A 15087-nucleotide genomic window follows, 5' to 3' on the forward strand; every position below is an offset into this window, starting at 1 on the left:
TTCGCTCGACTTGCATGTATTAGGCACGCCGCCAGCGTTCATCCTGAGCCAGGATCAAACTCTCCAATAAAGTTAGTTTGTCTAGCATCTAAAATAAAAATTGACGTTTCACGTTGTTTGTTTCGTTTAGTTTTCAAAGTTCAATATCGCGTTTCAGCGACTTTTATAATTTAACATTTCTCGTTAAATTTGTCAACAGCTTTTTTCTTTCGTTGCTGACGACGCTTATTAATTTACCACATTAATAATTTAATAGTCAACACTTTTTTAAAAAAATGCCAAAATAATTTTATCTTGGCATGATATAAAGCTTAATAATCACTAATGCTGCTACACCCGGTAGGCCTAATAAACTCGTTATTGCTGCTGTACCCATGTTAATCGGGATATGAAAATCAAAATATGTCCCTACAACATTTACGATAAAAAGCAATGCTATCCCTAAAGTAATATGAAAAATCACCTTACCTATAAAACGTAATGGCTTAGAGGCAACACCAAAAACAAGAAAAATAAATACTAAAGTAAGAATGCCAACAATAATAATTGTAGAATTCATTTTTTCCTCCTTATGAATGACCTATACATCTATTTGTATGGGACAAGACAATAAAAAAGAACAGTTATCATAAGCGACATCTCTTTTATATAAACTAAATAAAACAATACCTCAGCATTTAACAAATAAAATAAAAAGGCCTGCTTAGAAAGCAGAACCCTTTACCATTGTTCCATTTTTACAGGACGACGCTTTGCTTCTTTCAACAAAAAGAAATATTTCGCCTCTGCTATTTTCAAAGAACAAATGACATCTTGAGACGGTTCTACACTTTGTTCGACCATTCTCTTCTGACGTAACCACTCATTCTTCACTTTTTCCAAAAGTACAATTAACTTATCGTCATACTCTTTACGCAATTTACCCTTTTTTTGAAAGAACATTTTTGTTTCTCCTCTTATACTTCTCTGCGACCTTCTAACGCTTTGGATAGTGTCACTTCATCTGCATATTCTAAATCTCCACCAACTGGCAGACCATGTGCAATACGAGTTACTTTAATGCCTGTAGGTTTTAAGAGGCGGGAGATATACATCGCTGTAGCTTCCCCTTCAATATTAGGGTTTGTTGCTAATATCACTTCTTGTACCGTTTCATCATGTAGTCGCTTTAAGAGTTGCGGGATATTAATGTCTTCCGGTCCAATTCCCTCCATAGGAGAAATCGCACCACGTAACACATGATATACACCTTGATACTCTTTCATTTTTTCCATCGCGATTACATCTTTCGGTTCTTGCACGACACAAACAACTGATTGATCTCGATGTGAATCATTACAAATATAACAAGGATCACGATCAGTAATATGTCCGCATACAGAACAGTACGCTAAATCTCGCTTCGCATTTACAAGTGCTTTCGCGAAACCTAACACGTCATCTTCTTTCATATCTAATACGAAAAATGCCAATCGAACCGCTGTTTTCGGTCCGATACCTGGCAACTTCATAAAACTATCGATTAGTTTTGATATTGGTTCTGGATAATGCATGTATCAATATCCTCCTAGAACATTCCACCTGGTAAGTTTAAGCCTTTTGTAAATTTACCCATTGTAGAGTTTGAAAGCTCATCAGCCTTTTTAAGTGCATCATTTGTTGCAGCTAACACTAAGTCTTGTAACATTTCGATATCTTCTGGATCTACAACTTCTTCTTTAATCTTCACTTCAAGAATTTGCTTGTGACCATTTGCGATAACTGTAATCATTCCGCCGCCAGCTGTACCTTCAACTGTTTTTTCACCAAGCTCTTCTTGTGCTTTCGCCATGTCCTTTTGCATCTTTTGCATTTGTTTCATCATGTTATTCATATTTCCCATTCCGCCACGCATCATAATTAATTCCTCCTAATTATTATTACTCTTTTATTTCAATGAGTTCTTGCCCTACTAATTTCACTGCCTCTTCTATAAGAGGGTCTTCCCTTTTCTCTGGGCTTTCTTCAGACTCTCCACCTTCACGTTGTAAAAAGTCTTCACGGATTTTACCCCATTCACTTTTTGGAATGGCAATCATATTTAACCTTTTACTTAGCAATTCAAATAAAGCTTGTTCTACTGTATCCATAGCTTCTCGATTTTCGCTCGCCATCTTACAGTGAATCTCATATTGAAATGCTAAAACGTAAGTGTCATCTGAAGCTGCCACTGGTTCGCTATTTTCTAGTAAAACAGCAAACGCTACTTTGTTATATGATTTGAGTCTTCCTAACAACTCACCCCATACAGCTTTTAATTGTTCTAAATCTTGACGCTTCGCTTGTTTTAATACTTCATTTACACGTCCGACAGGAATCTTCATACTTCCTGTTCTTACCGGCTTTGGTGTTGCACGTGTCTCTCTTACTTCCTGTTGTACACCAGCTGGCACACCGTTCTTTTTAACATGCTCTAACTCTTTCTCCAGTTGCTGCATCCTGTTCATAATTGCTTGCAAACGATCTGTACCATTTGCTTGCATCATAAACTGTTGACACAATTGCACCATAACAACTTCTAAGAAAATACGCGGATGATTTGTCCACTTCATTTCCTGTTGTCCCTTACTAAGGGTATGAATAATCTCATAGATCACTTCCGGTTGCATTTCTTCACTCAACTTACGGAATTGATCATCTACAATTACTCGTTCCAACATATGTTCTAGTTGCGGTGAAGTTTGATATAAAAGCATATCACGATAATAGTAAATGAAATCCTCCATAAAACGAACTGGATCCTTCCCTTTACTCATCATTTCATCTATGATTTGCAATGCTCTTGATACATCATTTTCACGTATGCATTCTACTAAATTGCCTAAGTATTGCTGAGAAACAGATCCTGTTACGGCCAATACATCTTCTGTCGTAACGGTCTCATCACTATAAGATATAGCCTGATCAATAAGACTAAGTGCGTCACGCATACCACCTTCAGCAGCACGCGCAACAATTTGTAATGCCTCATCTTCCACTTGCGTACCTTCATTTGTCACGACCGTTGATAATCTCTCAACAATATCATTCACTGATATTTTTCGGAATTCAAAACGCTGACAACGTGAAATAATTGTAGGCGGGATCTTATGAGGTTCTGTTGTCGCCAAAATAAAGATAACATGTCCTGGCGGCTCTTCTAAGGTTTTTAAAAGCGCATTGAATGCACCCATAGAAAGCATGTGAACTTCATCAATAATGTATACTTTATATTCTACAGCACTTGGAGCATATTTTACTTTATCTCTAATATCTCGAATTTCATCTACACCGTTATTTGAAGCCGCATCAATTTCTAATACATCTGAAATGGATCCTTGTGTAATTCCTAAACAAGAAGGACATTCATTACAAGGTTCAGCTACCGGAGCATGTTCACAGTTAATTGCTTTTGCAAATACTTTTGCAATTGTCGTTTTTCCCGTTCCCCTCGGGCCAGAAAATAAATAAGCATGTGAAACTTTCTCTTGAAGAAGGGCATTTTGCAACGTTTTTGTTACGTGCTTTTGACCGACTACATCTTCGAACTTTTGCGGTCTCCATGTTCGGTATAACGCTTGGTATGACACGAAAATACGGCCTCCCTCAAAGGTTATTATCTCATTTATTATAACCCATTCTGTTTATAGATTCCAAAAGTTATTTTCTATACAAAAAACTCACCTTTGTATTAAGGTGAGTTTTGTATACATATATAACTGCCGTGCACCCTCCGTCGATTACGTACCATAAGCGTTACTCAAGCAGTTAGCTCGGTTCAGGCACTCCTGCGGCACACGAGAAGACCCGCTTATTGCTGCTTCCTTCCGGACCTGACAAGGTTCACGGGGTCCCGTTGCGCAGGACCCAAACGTCAACACCACTTACTTAAGGCAGACCTTACAGCAACATAACCTCGAGAGGGGATTCGGCCTCGCTAGAGCGGATTGCGAGTATAGGGCACCGCTACCTCCCCGCTTAGCACGGCAAAGTTAAAACCAATATTCGGTTGCCTTCATTAAAGGCATTATCAGTATAACTTGTTTCTTTATAAAATGCAAATACGTTAGTTCCCAGTATTCTTCTCTAATTTTTTTATTGCTTTTCTTTTTTTACGAAGTTCTCTAAAAAAGCTTGTTAACAACGTACCGCATTCTTCCTCTAGTACACCAGATACTACTTCACATTGATGATTGAAGCGTTCATCCGTTAAAAGATTCATCAATGTCCCTGCACATCCGCCCTTAGGATCACTTGCACCATATACAACTCGCTTCACTCGTGATAAAACAATTCCACCCGCACACATTGGACAAGGTTCTAATGTTACATACAATGTTGCATCTTCTAAACGCCATGTCCCTAATTTTTTACATGCCTCATCTATCGCTAGCAACTCAGCATGAGCTATTGATCTCTGCTCAGTTTCCCTTAAATTATGGGCAACACTAATTACCTCACCATTTAACACTATAACTGCTCCAATTGGTACTTCCTGTATTTCCTCTGCCTTTTTAGCTTCTTCTATCGCTAATTGCATAAAATAAATATCTTGATCTTGTTCCATAACATAGTCCTTTCATTACAAATAAAGTACACTTATTTTCCATTTACTACACAGGGGATAACTTTTACAAATTCAATCCACCCTAAAAGAAAAAAGAGAGGGGATTACATATGAAAAATACCGCCTTGCTCATTATCGATATGATTAATGACTTTCAATTTTCCCACGGACCCATTCTAGCTAAAAAATGTGAAATTATAACAAACCCTATTTTACAATTAAAGAAAAAAATGAAATCCTTCGGCTATCCTATAATTTACGTTAATGACCATTATCAACTTTGGAGATCTGATATCGACCAACTTATTACTCATTGTACAAATGAATATAGCAAAAACATAATCCATAAGATTGCTCCAAGTTCTGATGATTACATTTTTATTAAACCACATTATTCCGCTTTTTATGAAACACCTTTAAATTCATTACTAGGTTATTTAAAAATAGAAAATCTAATATTAACAGGGGTTGCCGGAAATATATGTATCCTATTTACAGCTAATGATGCTCATATGAGAAATTATACATTGTATGTACCAGAGGATTGTATCGCCTCTAACAACGACCAAGATAATATACATGCTTTAAAAATAATGGAAACTACATTGAAAGCAACTATAACATCATCAACCAAAATAAAATTTAATTAATACATATATCTATTTTCTAACTTTTTATATCAAATTAACCCGCTCGCTTCCCTCTTGTGCTACAATAATTCTGTTTTGTGTTTTTAGTAGTCACGGTAAATCACTGATTGAAAGGAGGAAACAGCGTGACCGGAGTACCATTTATCACGGTTGAAGGACCAATTGGTGTTGGAAAAACTTCACTTGCGAAGGAAATTTCAACTCACATGCAACTCCACTTACTAAAAGAGATTGTTGATGAAAATCCCTTTTTAGGAAAGTTCTATGAAGACATCGACGAATGGAGTTTTCAAACAGAGATGTTCTTTCTTTGTAATAGATACAAACAATTAGAAGACATTAACATAAAGTATTTGAATCAAAGGAAACCAGTAGTAGCGGATTACCATATCTTTAAAAATTTAATTTTTGCATCCCGCACATTAAAAGACTCTCAATATGACAAATACATGCAAATTTATCGTATCCTTACACAAGATATGCCTGTGCCAAATGTCATTGTTTATTTAACAGCTAGCCTAGAAACATTGCAAAAACGAATCGCCATGCGCGGAAGAGAATTTGAAAAAAACATGGATCCAAATTACTTACTACAGCTCACAAAAGATTATGAAACAGCAATGGATGCTTTTAAAAAAGATCATCCGGAAATACCAGTATTGAAATTTAATGGAGACGATATGGATTTTGTAAAAAATCCTGATGATTTAAACGTCATCCTATCTGCCCTTCAAAATACTCTCTTAAAGGAGTCGAAATAATAATGAATTTAAGGCAAAAATATGATATACCTAATGACGCAGTAATCACTATCGCCGGAACGGTAGGTGTGGGTAAATCAACTATGACAACTGCATTAGCTAATGCTTTAGGTTATCGCACATCATTTGAAAAAGTAGATTCCAATCCATACTTGGACAAGTTCTATGCGGACTTCACTCGCTGGAGCTTCCACCTACAAGTGTACTTTTTAGCAGAACGATTTAAGGAACAAAAAAGAATTTTTGAATATGGTGGCGGTTTTGTTCAAGATCGTTCCATTTACGAAGACACTGGAATTTTCGCAAAGATGCATCATGAAAAAGGAACAATGACGGAAACTGATTATGAAACATACAAAGGTTTATTTGACGCTATGGTCATGACTCCTTACTTCCCTCATCCAGACTTATTAATTTACTTAGAAGGTTCTTTCGATGATATTGTCGATCGTATTCAAGAACGCGGGCGCCCAATGGAACAGCAAACACCAATTGAGTACTGGAAAGAAATGCATGGACGTTATGAAAACTGGATTAACAACTTTAATTCATGCCCTGTATTACGCTTAAATATTAATGAGTACGATATTTTAAAAGATGGTGATTCAATCGAACCAATCATTAAAAAAATTGGCCATTTTTTAAAACAAACACGTAAACTTGTAAAATAAAAAACCCGTGCATATGCACGGGTTTTCCTATTAAATTACTTCTTCTTTGTTGGAGCAATAATTTCACTCTCAGGTTTTCCTGCGTTAATGCGCTGACGAACAGTACTTGTACTAATATCGTATGCTTCAGCAATTTCTTTAACAGTCATTTCTTTCCCGTTAATTACTGCCGTTAATACTTTACCTGTACGTTTTGGAGCCGCCGCTTTCTTTACAGCTGCTTTTTTAACTTGTTTTGGCGCCTCTACTTTACTCGTAGCTTGTTTTACATCACAAGTACAACCACAAAGTTTACGGAATGTATCATCACTAATAATGCGTGATACGTTTGCACCACTGTTTAAAATTCTATTGTTCTTACAGACAGGACATTGTACATAATATAAAGTTTTTCCATCTAAAGGAAACGTTTGTATAATAAGATCCATGTTGACTCCTTTCATATCTATGAAGATAATCATCGGAATATGAGTGTGTAATAAGGACAAAATTACCTTACACCATACTTTATGATTGGTTTTAAAATAAAAACTCGTTACGTGTTGGTAACGAGTTCTCCAATCTCCACTTATATGCGCTGTTGTCAATTATATCTGGAGGAGGTAGAGGGATTCGAACCCCCGCGCGACTCTCGCCGCCTGTCGGTTTTCAAGACCGATCCCTTCAGCCAGACTTGGGTATACCTCCATATTGACATCAAATATAATATCAAAAGAAAAACAGTTAGTCAACCCTACTAAAATAAATTATGAGGAAAGGAAAATTTTACTTTCCCCTTCCTACATTACAGTACTGACAACGCTCATAATTACCAATCACTCATACCGATGAATGTTTAAATTTACTTAATAACTGTTTTTCCTCCCATATAAGGGCGAAGAACTTCTGGAATTATAATTGTACCATCTTCTTGTTGGTAGTTCTCTAAAATAGCTGCAACCGTACGTCCGATTGCAAGACCAGATCCATTTAATGTATGAACATGTTCTGGTTTTCCATTTGGCTCACGGCGGAAACGGATATTTGCACGTCTCGCTTGGAAAGCTTCAAAATTACTACAAGAAGAAATTTCACGATATGTGCCATAGCTTGGAATCCATACTTCAATATCGTATTTCTTCGCTGCTGTAAATCCTAAATCGCCTGTGCACATGCTCATAACGCGATATGGCAACTCTAATAATTGTAACACGCGTTCTGCATCATTTGTTAATTTTTCTAATTCTTCATAAGAATCTTCTGGTTTTACGAACTTCACAAGCTCTACTTTATTGAACTGATGCTGGCGAATTAAGCCACGTGTATCACGACCAGCTGAACCTGCTTCAGAACGGAAGCAAGAGCTAAATGCAGCATATCTTATAGGCAATTGCTCTTTATTTAAAATCTCATCACGATGCATATTCGTTACAGGTACTTCAGCTGTTGGAATTAAGAAGTAATCTTCACTTTCAATACGGAATGCATCTTCTTCAAACTTTGGAAGTTGTCCTGTTCCCGTCATACTTGCACGGTTTACCATATATGGAGGTAATACTTCTTCATATCCATGCTCATCAGTATGAAGATCAAGCATAAAGCTAATTAAAGCACGCTCTAATCTTGCACCAGCACCTTTGTAAAATACGAAGCGGCTTCCTGTTACTTTCCCAGCGCGTTCAAAATCTAAAATTCCTAAATCAGTAGCAAGATCCCAATGTGGTTTTGGCTCAAAAGTAAATTCTTTCACTTCTCCCCAAGTACGTGCTACTACATTATCATCCTCTGTTTCACCAACTGGAGCAGATTCATGAGGGATATTTGGAATAGATAACATTAATCTTTCTAAGTCTTCTTCAACTGTACGAAGTTCGTAATCAAGATCCTTTACTTTTTCTCCAACCTCACGCATTTCTAAAATTAGAGCTTCTGCATCTTTCTTTTCGCGCTTTAATACAGAAATTTGTTGAGATACTTCGTTACGTTTACTTTTTAATTCTTCTGTCTGAACAAGTAGTTCTCTTCTTCTCGTATCAAGTTCTTCAAAACGGCCGAAATCAGTTAAATCTTCGCCTCTATGCTGTAATTTCGCTTTTACTTCTTCAAAGTTTGTACGTAAAAATTTAATATCAAGCATTATATACTCCTCCTTTTATTTTATAAAACACAAAAAACTCCCGTCCCTATATAAAGGGACGGGAGTTAACCCGCGTTGCCACCCTAGTTGAAAGCATTACCGCTTTCCTCTCAAGTAGAAATAACGGCTCTTCACCGGGAATGCTTACTAATCCAAAAGATATTCCACATTCCATTCCAGGATGGATTCACAAACTGTTTCTATCGATTTCCACCAACCATCGACTCTCTATAAGAAACGACATTTGTTACTATTTCCTATCAACACGCTTATTTTATAAAATTGTTACCATCAATTTACTATAATCTTATACAAGTTGCAAGTTACTTATACAACTTTTTTCATTTTCGCTTCTTTTACCATTTCAACAAAGTATGCTGTCACACGATGATCATCTGTTAATTCCGGATGGAATGAAGCAGCTAAAAACTGATCTTGTCTTACCGCTACCATTCGGTCACCATGCTTAGAAAGCACTTCAACATTATCAGCTACTTCTACAACATACGGCGCACGGATAAATACACCAATGAAGTCTTCACCCACGCCTTCAATTGAAAGCGCAGCTTCAAAACTATCCTTTTGGCGTCCGAACGCATTGCGCTCAACTGTAATATCCATAGCACCAATATGTGCTTCTTCATAGCCAATAAGTGTTTTTGCAAGAAGAATCATCCCTGCACACGTACCAAACATTGGTTTACCAGACTTTGCAAATGTACGAAGTGGTTCCATGAAAGCATACTTATCAATAAGACGACGCATTGTTGTACTTTCACCGCCTGGTAAAATAAGACCATCAATCTCTTCAAGTTGCTCTATACGCTTTACAACAACAGCTTCTGCACCACTTGCTTCAACTGATTTTATATGCTCACGAACTGCACCTTGAAGACCTAGTACACCTATTTTCACCATTTTAAAGTTCTCCTTTAATTACCATCCACGCTCTTGCATGCGTTGTTCTGGTAATAACGTTGAAATTTCGACACCCTTCATTGCATTACCTAATCCTTTAGAAAGGCTTGCAATTAGTTCGTAATCTTCATAATGAGTCGTTGCTTCAACGATTGCACGTGCAAATTTCTCTGGGTTTTCTGATTTGAAGATACCAGATCCAACAAATACCCCATCAGCACCAAGTTGCATCATTAATGCTGCATCTGCTGGTGTTGCTACACCACCTGCCGCAAAGTTTACAACTGGTAAGCGACCAAGACGTTTAATTTCAAGTAATACTTCGTAAGGAGCGCCAGTATTTTTTGCATATGTCATTAACTCATCTTCACGTAGACTCGCAACTTGACGGATTTCTGCATTGACTTGGCGCATATGACGCACTGCCTCTACAATGTTTCCTGTTCCCGGTTCACCTTTTGTACGAAGCATAGATGCACCTTCTGCAATACGACGTGCAGCTTCTCCGATATCACGGCAACCACATACAAATGGAACTGTGTAATCACGTTTATTTAAATGGTATACTTCATCAGCAGGAGTTAATACTTCACTCTCATCGATATAGTCTACCCCTAATGATTCTAATACACGTGCTTCTACAAGGTGACCGATACGGCATTTTGCCATAACCGGAATTGACACCGCACCCATAACTTCTTCAACAATTGTTGGGTCTGCCATACGAGAAATGCCACCTGCTGCACGAATATCTGCTGGTACACGCTCTAATGCCATAACGGCAACTGCGCCTGCCTCTTCTGCAATTTTTGCTTGTTCAGCGTTAACTACGTCCATAATAACGCCGCCTTTTTGCATTTCTGCCATTCCACGTTTTACACGTTCTGTCCCTGTTACATTTGTCATGTACAAAAACCCCCCTAGGTGAATTGCTTTCCCCCGTTAAAGGCGAAAATTAAGAATACTCTTACATTCTACCACTAACTATCAGATGCTTGTCTACTACTTTTTCATAAAGTCGGTATGAAAAATAGGAATAAAAAAAAGCTCCTATCATGAGGAGCTTTTAAAACCAACCTTTTACTGTATCAACAGCACTATTCCACATGCCACTAAAGAATGAACCAATTCCGCGCATAGCACGAGTAAACCAGTTTGCTTCTTCTACTTCAGATGTTGTTACAAGATCCACTTGCAGTGACTTACCAGTTAAAAATCCAGGGTCGTTTGTATCTTTTGGCGTAATTACCATTTGACCAAGCGCAGCTCCCTTTTTAATAGGTGCTTCTTGTCCCTTACTTGATTCTTTTAATTCCGTTTTATAAACATCTTTACTTCCTTTTGGCACTGGAAGTGAAATAGCTTGTTTCGTTTGAACTGCTACATCTTTATCTTTCGCATTTTCTACTCGTACTGTTTCTTGTCCTTTTACTGAAGAACCTTTTTTATACATTTGTTTTACTTCAAAGTTAGCAAACCCATAATCATATAGCTTCTTTGTTTCATCAAAACGTGCTGTATGAGAACTTGTTTTAATAACTACAGAAATAAAACGCATTCCGTTTCTTTCAACCGTACCAGTGAAGCAATCTCCTGCTTCTGGAGTTGAGCCTGTTTTTAGGCCGTCTACGCCATCATATTCTTTAACTAAGCCCTTTAACATCCAGTTCCAGTTCGACATTGCAAACTTCTCTTTTTCTGGACGGAATTCTTTTTTAGGGATTTTTGCTGTATCTAACACTTTTGGATAATCTTTAATTAAATGTTGTGCTAAAGTTGCAACATCCTTTGCAGACATTTTATTTTCTTCATCCGCTGTTGTTCCTTCAGGATGCATTCCCTTTAAATCTTTATTCGTTAAACCTGTAGAATTGACAAATTTATAATTTTTCAACCCTAGTTCTTTCGATTTATCATTCATCATTTTTACGAAGTCTACTTCTTTACCTGCAATTGCTTCTGCTAACGCAATTGTTGCACCATTTGCAGAAAAGATTGCCATTGCCTCGTATAACTCTTTTACTGTATAAGAGCCACCATTTTCTAATGCAACATTTGATAATGAAGCATCTTGTGAAACCTTATATGCATATTCAGAAACCTTAATTTTCTGGTCCCACTTAAGTTTTCCTTTATCCACTGCTTCGTGAACTAAATATTCACTCATCATCTTTGTCATACTAGCAATGGATAATAATTCATCTGCATTCTTTTGATATAAAATTTTCCCAGAATTCGCTTCTACTAAAATCGCCGCACCTGCTTCAATGTTTAAAGCGGCTCCTGTTTCAGCTGATGCATTGCTATATGGCATAAAAATGCTACAAGCTAGTGTAAGCACTGTTACCAAAGCAATGAATCTTTTGCAAAACATACCTTTCACTTTTGCTACCCCCAATATCTATGTACTCACATAACCGTTATTCTAACATAATCAAAAAAAAATAGACAGAGATATCAAATCTCTGTCTATTTGTATATAAGACATTATAATGAGTAGTTTGGAGCCTCTTTTGTAATTTGTACGTGATGAGGATGACTTTCACGTAAGCCAGCACCTGACATACGAATGAATTGTGCATTTTCGCGTAAGAATTCTAAATCCTGTGCTCCGCAATATCCCATACCTGCACGTAAGCCACCAACTAATTGGTGAACTGTATCTGCTAAAGGTCCTTTATATGGTACTCGTCCTTCAATACCTTCTGGGACAAGTTTTTTATTGCCTTCTTGGAAGTAACGATCTTTACTTCCTTTTTCCATTGCACCGACAGAACCCATACCACGATACACTTTAAATTGACGACCTTGGTAAATTTCAGTTTCTCCAGGGCTTTCTGCAACACCTGCAAACATGCTACCTAGCATAACAACATGTGCTCCTGCCGCTAAAGCTTTCACCATATCACCAGAGTACTTAATACCGCCATCAGCAATAACTGGAATACCGTGTTTACGAGCTTCTGTTGCACAATCATAAACCGCAGTTAATTGTGGTACACCAACACCGGCTACAACGCGTGTTGTACAAATAGAACCTGGTCCAATACCAACTTTAACTACGTTTGCACCAGCTTCAATTAGTGCTTTCGTTGCTTCAGCAGTAGCAACATTTCCAGCGATAATATTTAGTGATGGATATTTAGCACGAACTTCTTTTACCTTATCAATAACACCTTTAGAATGCCCATGTGCTGTATCAAGTACAATTGCATCTACACTAGCTTTTACTAATGCATCGATGCGAAGCATAGCATCCGCTGTTACACCAACTGCTGCTCCAACTAATAAGCGTCCTTGCTTATCTTTAGCAGAGTTTGGGAATTCAATTACTTTTTCAATATCTTTTATTGTAATAAGCCCTTGTAATACACCGTTATTATCAACAAGAGGGAGTTTTTCAATTTTATACTTTTGTAGGATCTTTTCAGCTTCTTCCAGTGTAGTACCAACTGGAGCTGTAATTAATTGTTCTTTTGTCATTACGTCAGAAATTTTGATTGAGTAGTCTTGGATGAAGCGCATATCACGGTTTGTAATAATACCAACTAATTTTCGCTCATCTAAATTATTTACAACCGGTACACCTGAGATACGATATTTTCCCATAAGATGTTCTGCATCATATACTTGATGTTCTGGAGTTAAGAAGAAAGGATCTGAAATAACGCCGCTTTCAGAGCGCTTTACTTTATCAACTTGCTCTGCTTGTTGCTCAATAGACATATTCTTATGAATAATTCCTAAACCACCCTGGCGAGCCATTGCAATAGCCATGTCAGCTTCTGTTACTGTATCCATTCCTGCACTAATTAACGGGATGTTTAGCTGTAAGCTTTCAGATAAAACTGTTTTAACACTTACTTCTCTTGGTAATATATCTGACCTAGCTGGTACAAGTAATACATCATCAAAAGTCAAACCTTCTTTAACAAATTTAGATTCCCACATAATTGTTCCCCCTATGATACCAGAAATTATTATTAGTAGCTTATCAATTGGTTAAAATACTGTCAAGGACGTATATATATGTTAGAATTTTTAGACAATAAAAGGAGCGTAATATATGCATCAAACATCTTGTACTTGGCAGCAGTTAAGTTTCTTTTTTTCATCTCAAAACGTACAACGTTATCTTGCCCGTTGTTACGAAAAATCCTCTATTCAGGATGCCGAAAAAAAAAGTTTTGAAAATTGTTATCCCTTTATTTATTACTTAGAACACGGGAAAAATTATTATGAATTATATAAGACAGCTCCATTTTCCATTCAACCAATGTTGTTATTTTATGGAATTAGTCAACTTTTTAAAGCATGCCTACTAACTATTGACCCTAACTATCCTGAATCCACTACTGTTTTAGCTCATGGCGTTACAACTCGCAAACGAAAAAAACAAGGGTATCAATTTTTAGAAGATGAGGTGAAGATACAAAAAAACGGATTGTTTACTCATGTTGCAGAACAACTGTTTCACATGAAACACTTAGAAGCAGAAAAATTTAACATGTTAGAACTAATGGGAAATATTCCAGAATTACAAAATTTATTTCGTTATAGTCAAAAAGAATCAACTTTATATAAAATCGATTCAACAATTAAAAATGAGCTCTCCTTTTCAGTCAACCTACTAGATCGATTACATATGACTAAAGAGAGATTTTCTCGTTACATTGAAACATCTTGTAAGCATTTATCAATACAGCACGTACCTGAGAAGACTAATGAATCGAATTTACTTTTTACGGCGCCCATTCAATCATGGAATCCTATGTACAGTACTCCTTTATACTATGAACATCTTACTAATACTTATTATTTGCCACTTACGACTGATCCTAGAAATCCTAAGCCAATATTACCTGAACTCCTCATTCATTATTTATTGCTCTATAATTTAAGCATGATTTCTAGGTATGAAACAGATTGGTGGTATGACTTACTTGGCAGTTATGGTTCTGAAGATTATCCATTTATTTATCAATTTCTAAGTATTTCTGCTCAAAAAATCCCTTACTATATTTCAAATTTTTTATTAATGGAACCAAATCTATTTCATGGGAAATAAAAAAACACAAGTCAAATGACTTGTGTTTTTAGTTGCTTGGCGACGTCCTACTCTCACAGGGACAAGGTCCCAACTACCATCGGCGCTAGAGAGCTTAACTTCCGTGTTCGGTATGGGAACGGGTGTGACCTCTCTGCCATCATCACCAAACTATGAAGGCATATTCCTTCAAAACTAGATAACATTTGCTACATATTATATGGTTAAGTCCTCGATCTATTAGTATTCGTCAGCTCCACATGTCACCATGCTTCCACCTCGAACCTATCAACCTGATCATCTTTCAGGGATCTTACTAGCTTACGCTATGGGAAATCT

At 36.9% G+C, this 15087-nt stretch carries 16 protein-coding genes, 1 tRNA gene, 3 rRNA genes, 1 other RNA gene and 1 other annotated feature; of the genes, 4 read left to right on the plus strand and 17 right to left on the minus strand.

The window, feature by feature from the left end; translation table 11 throughout:
• From EBQ15_RS30225 to tadA, 8 genes are all read right to left on the minus strand, one after another.
• Positions 1-70: ribosomal RNA gene (locus tag EBQ15_RS30225) — 16S ribosomal RNA — on the minus strand; the annotation flags it as partial.
• A 219-nt stretch (positions 71-289) separates the two neighbouring features.
• Complete coding sequence (locus EBQ15_RS30230) at positions 290-559, minus strand: pro-sigmaK processing inhibitor BofA family protein (protein WP_001089270.1); 270 nt, start codon at positions 557-559, stop codon at positions 290-292.
• 161 nt (positions 560-720) lie between these two features.
• Positions 721-942, minus strand: a complete 222-nt coding sequence (locus EBQ15_RS30235; RefSeq protein ID WP_000466019.1) for a YaaL family protein — start codon at positions 940-942, stop codon at positions 721-723.
• Between the two features lie 14 nt (positions 943-956).
• On the minus strand, positions 957-1553 hold the full coding sequence (gene recR, locus EBQ15_RS30240; protein WP_000559169.1) for a recombination protein RecR: 597 nt from the start codon (positions 1551-1553) through the stop codon (positions 957-959).
• A gap of 14 nt (positions 1554-1567) precedes the next feature.
• Positions 1568-1894, minus strand: a complete 327-nt coding sequence (locus tag EBQ15_RS30245; protein WP_014894853.1) for a YbaB/EbfC family nucleoid-associated protein — start codon at positions 1892-1894, stop codon at positions 1568-1570.
• 25 nt (positions 1895-1919) lie between these two features.
• A complete protein-coding gene (dnaX, locus tag EBQ15_RS30250) occupies positions 1920-3608 on the minus strand; it encodes a DNA polymerase III subunit gamma/tau (protein WP_000121574.1) in 1689 nt (562 codons plus the stop codon).
• 132 nt (positions 3609-3740) lie between these two features.
• Positions 3741-4005, minus strand: an RNA gene (gene ffs / locus EBQ15_RS30255) — signal recognition particle sRNA large type.
• A 79-nt stretch (positions 4006-4084) separates the two neighbouring features.
• The gene (gene tadA / locus EBQ15_RS30260) at positions 4085-4585 is read right to left on the minus strand and encodes a tRNA adenosine(34) deaminase TadA (RefSeq protein WP_000434336.1); all 501 of its coding nucleotides are present in this window, start codon (positions 4583-4585) and stop codon (positions 4085-4087) included.
• Between the two features lie 110 nt (positions 4586-4695).
• Between tadA and EBQ15_RS30270 the strand changes: the two genes are divergently transcribed.
• The 3 genes from EBQ15_RS30270 to EBQ15_RS30280 all read left to right on the plus strand — a co-directional run bounded on the left by EBQ15_RS30270 (position 4696) and on the right by EBQ15_RS30280 (position 6667).
• Positions 4696-5235, plus strand: a complete 540-nt coding sequence (locus EBQ15_RS30270) for a cysteine hydrolase family protein (RefSeq protein ID WP_000798714.1) — start codon at positions 4696-4698, stop codon at positions 5233-5235.
• 125 nt (positions 5236-5360) lie between these two features.
• Positions 5361-5996 (plus strand): deoxynucleoside kinase, encoded by a 636-nt coding sequence (locus EBQ15_RS30275; RefSeq protein ID WP_000148218.1) that lies wholly within the window; start codon positions 5361-5363, stop codon positions 5994-5996.
• Between the two features lie 2 nt (positions 5997-5998).
• Positions 5999-6667, plus strand: coding sequence for a deoxynucleoside kinase (locus EBQ15_RS30280; protein ID WP_001053585.1), 669 nt, complete (start codon positions 5999-6001; stop codon positions 6665-6667).
• 35 nt (positions 6668-6702) lie between these two features.
• On the opposite strand, the gene EBQ15_RS30285 is transcribed toward EBQ15_RS30280, so the two are convergent.
• From EBQ15_RS30285 to guaB, 7 genes are all read right to left on the minus strand, one after another.
• Positions 6703-7095, minus strand: coding sequence for a sigma factor-like helix-turn-helix DNA-binding protein (locus EBQ15_RS30285; RefSeq protein ID WP_000364196.1), 393 nt, complete (start codon positions 7093-7095; stop codon positions 6703-6705).
• 166 nt (positions 7096-7261) lie between these two features.
• Positions 7262-7354 (minus strand) — tRNA-Ser (locus EBQ15_RS30290).
• 154 nt (positions 7355-7508) lie between these two features.
• Entirely contained in the window at positions 7509-8783 is a 1275-nt protein-coding gene (serS, locus tag EBQ15_RS30295; RefSeq protein ID WP_000884188.1) for a serine--tRNA ligase, read from the minus strand.
• Between the two features lie 51 nt (positions 8784-8834).
• Positions 8835-9056 (minus strand) — a binding site (T-box leader).
• Between the two features lie 54 nt (positions 9057-9110).
• Positions 9111-9701, minus strand: a complete 591-nt coding sequence (gene pdxT / locus EBQ15_RS30300) for a pyridoxal 5'-phosphate synthase glutaminase subunit PdxT (protein WP_000238771.1) — start codon at positions 9699-9701, stop codon at positions 9111-9113.
• 18 nt (positions 9702-9719) lie between these two features.
• Positions 9720-10607 carry a pyridoxal 5'-phosphate synthase lyase subunit PdxS gene (gene pdxS / locus EBQ15_RS30305; protein ID WP_000186162.1) on the minus strand — a complete coding sequence of 296 codons (888 nt, stop codon included), beginning with the start codon at positions 10605-10607 and terminating at the stop codon, positions 9720-9722.
• A 160-nt stretch (positions 10608-10767) separates the two neighbouring features.
• The gene (gene dacA, locus EBQ15_RS30310) at positions 10768-12075 is read right to left on the minus strand and encodes a D-alanyl-D-alanine carboxypeptidase DacA (protein WP_125653127.1); all 1308 of its coding nucleotides are present in this window, start codon (positions 12073-12075) and stop codon (positions 10768-10770) included.
• A 113-nt stretch (positions 12076-12188) separates the two neighbouring features.
• Positions 12189-13652 (minus strand): IMP dehydrogenase, encoded by a 1464-nt coding sequence (gene guaB, locus EBQ15_RS30315; RefSeq protein WP_000264088.1) that lies wholly within the window; start codon positions 13650-13652, stop codon positions 12189-12191.
• 115 nt (positions 13653-13767) lie between these two features.
• Here guaB and EBQ15_RS30320 point away from each other — a divergent pair, with 115 nt between their 5' ends.
• Positions 13768-14769, plus strand: coding sequence for a YaaC family protein (locus tag EBQ15_RS30320; RefSeq protein WP_000554281.1), 1002 nt, complete (start codon positions 13768-13770; stop codon positions 14767-14769).
• 34 nt (positions 14770-14803) lie between these two features.
• On the opposite strand, the gene rrf is transcribed toward EBQ15_RS30320, so the two are convergent.
• Both rrf and EBQ15_RS30330 read right to left on the minus strand, forming a co-directional pair.
• Positions 14804-14919, minus strand: a 5S ribosomal RNA gene (gene rrf, locus EBQ15_RS30325).
• Positions 14920-14968: 49 nt separating this feature from the next.
• Positions 14969-15087 (minus strand): 23S ribosomal RNA (locus tag EBQ15_RS30330); the annotation flags it as partial.

It is taken from the genome of Bacillus sp. 2D03, from assembly GCF_003946765.1.
GTDB lineage: Bacteria > Bacillota > Bacilli > Bacillales > Bacillaceae_G > Bacillus_A > Bacillus_A cereus.

Bases quoted from the DNA above. Each gene is read 5' to 3' on its own strand.
- EBQ15_RS30285 (WP_000364196.1), bottom strand. From the start codon at position 7,095: ATGGATCTTATTATACAAACGTTTCCTTTAGATGGAAAAACTTTATAT.
- EBQ15_RS30320 (WP_000554281.1), top strand. From the start codon at position 13,768: ATGCATCAAACATCTTGTACTTGGCAGCAGTTAAGTTTCTTTTTTTCA.
- EBQ15_RS30235 (WP_000466019.1), bottom strand. From the start codon at position 942: ATGTTCTTTCAAAAAAAGGGTAAATTGCGTAAAGAGTATGACGATAAG.
- guaB (WP_000264088.1), bottom strand. From the start codon at position 13,652: ATGTGGGAATCTAAATTTGTTAAAGAAGGTTTGACTTTTGATGATGTA.
- pdxS (WP_000186162.1), bottom strand. From the start codon at position 10,607: ATGACAAATGTAACAGGGACAGAACGTGTAAAACGTGGAATGGCAGAA.
- EBQ15_RS30230 (WP_001089270.1), bottom strand. From the start codon at position 559: ATGAATTCTACAATTATTATTGTTGGCATTCTTACTTTAGTATTTATT.
- serS (WP_000884188.1), bottom strand. From the start codon at position 8,783: ATGCTTGATATTAAATTTTTACGTACAAACTTTGAAGAAGTAAAAGCG.
- tadA (WP_000434336.1), bottom strand. From the start codon at position 4,585: ATGGAACAAGATCAAGATATTTATTTTATGCAATTAGCGATAGAAGAA.
- dacA (WP_125653127.1), bottom strand. From the start codon at position 12,075: ATGTTTTGCAAAAGATTCATTGCTTTGGTAACAGTGCTTACACTAGCT.
- recR (WP_000559169.1), bottom strand. From the start codon at position 1,553: ATGCATTATCCAGAACCAATATCAAAACTAATCGATAGTTTTATGAAG.
- EBQ15_RS30245 (WP_014894853.1), bottom strand. From the start codon at position 1,894: ATGCGTGGCGGAATGGGAAATATGAATAACATGATGAAACAAATGCAA.
- EBQ15_RS30280 (WP_001053585.1), top strand. From the start codon at position 5,999: ATGAATTTAAGGCAAAAATATGATATACCTAATGACGCAGTAATCACT.
- EBQ15_RS30270 (WP_000798714.1), top strand. From the start codon at position 4,696: ATGAAAAATACCGCCTTGCTCATTATCGATATGATTAATGACTTTCAA.
- pdxT (WP_000238771.1), bottom strand. From the start codon at position 9,701: ATGGTGAAAATAGGTGTACTAGGTCTTCAAGGTGCAGTTCGTGAGCAT.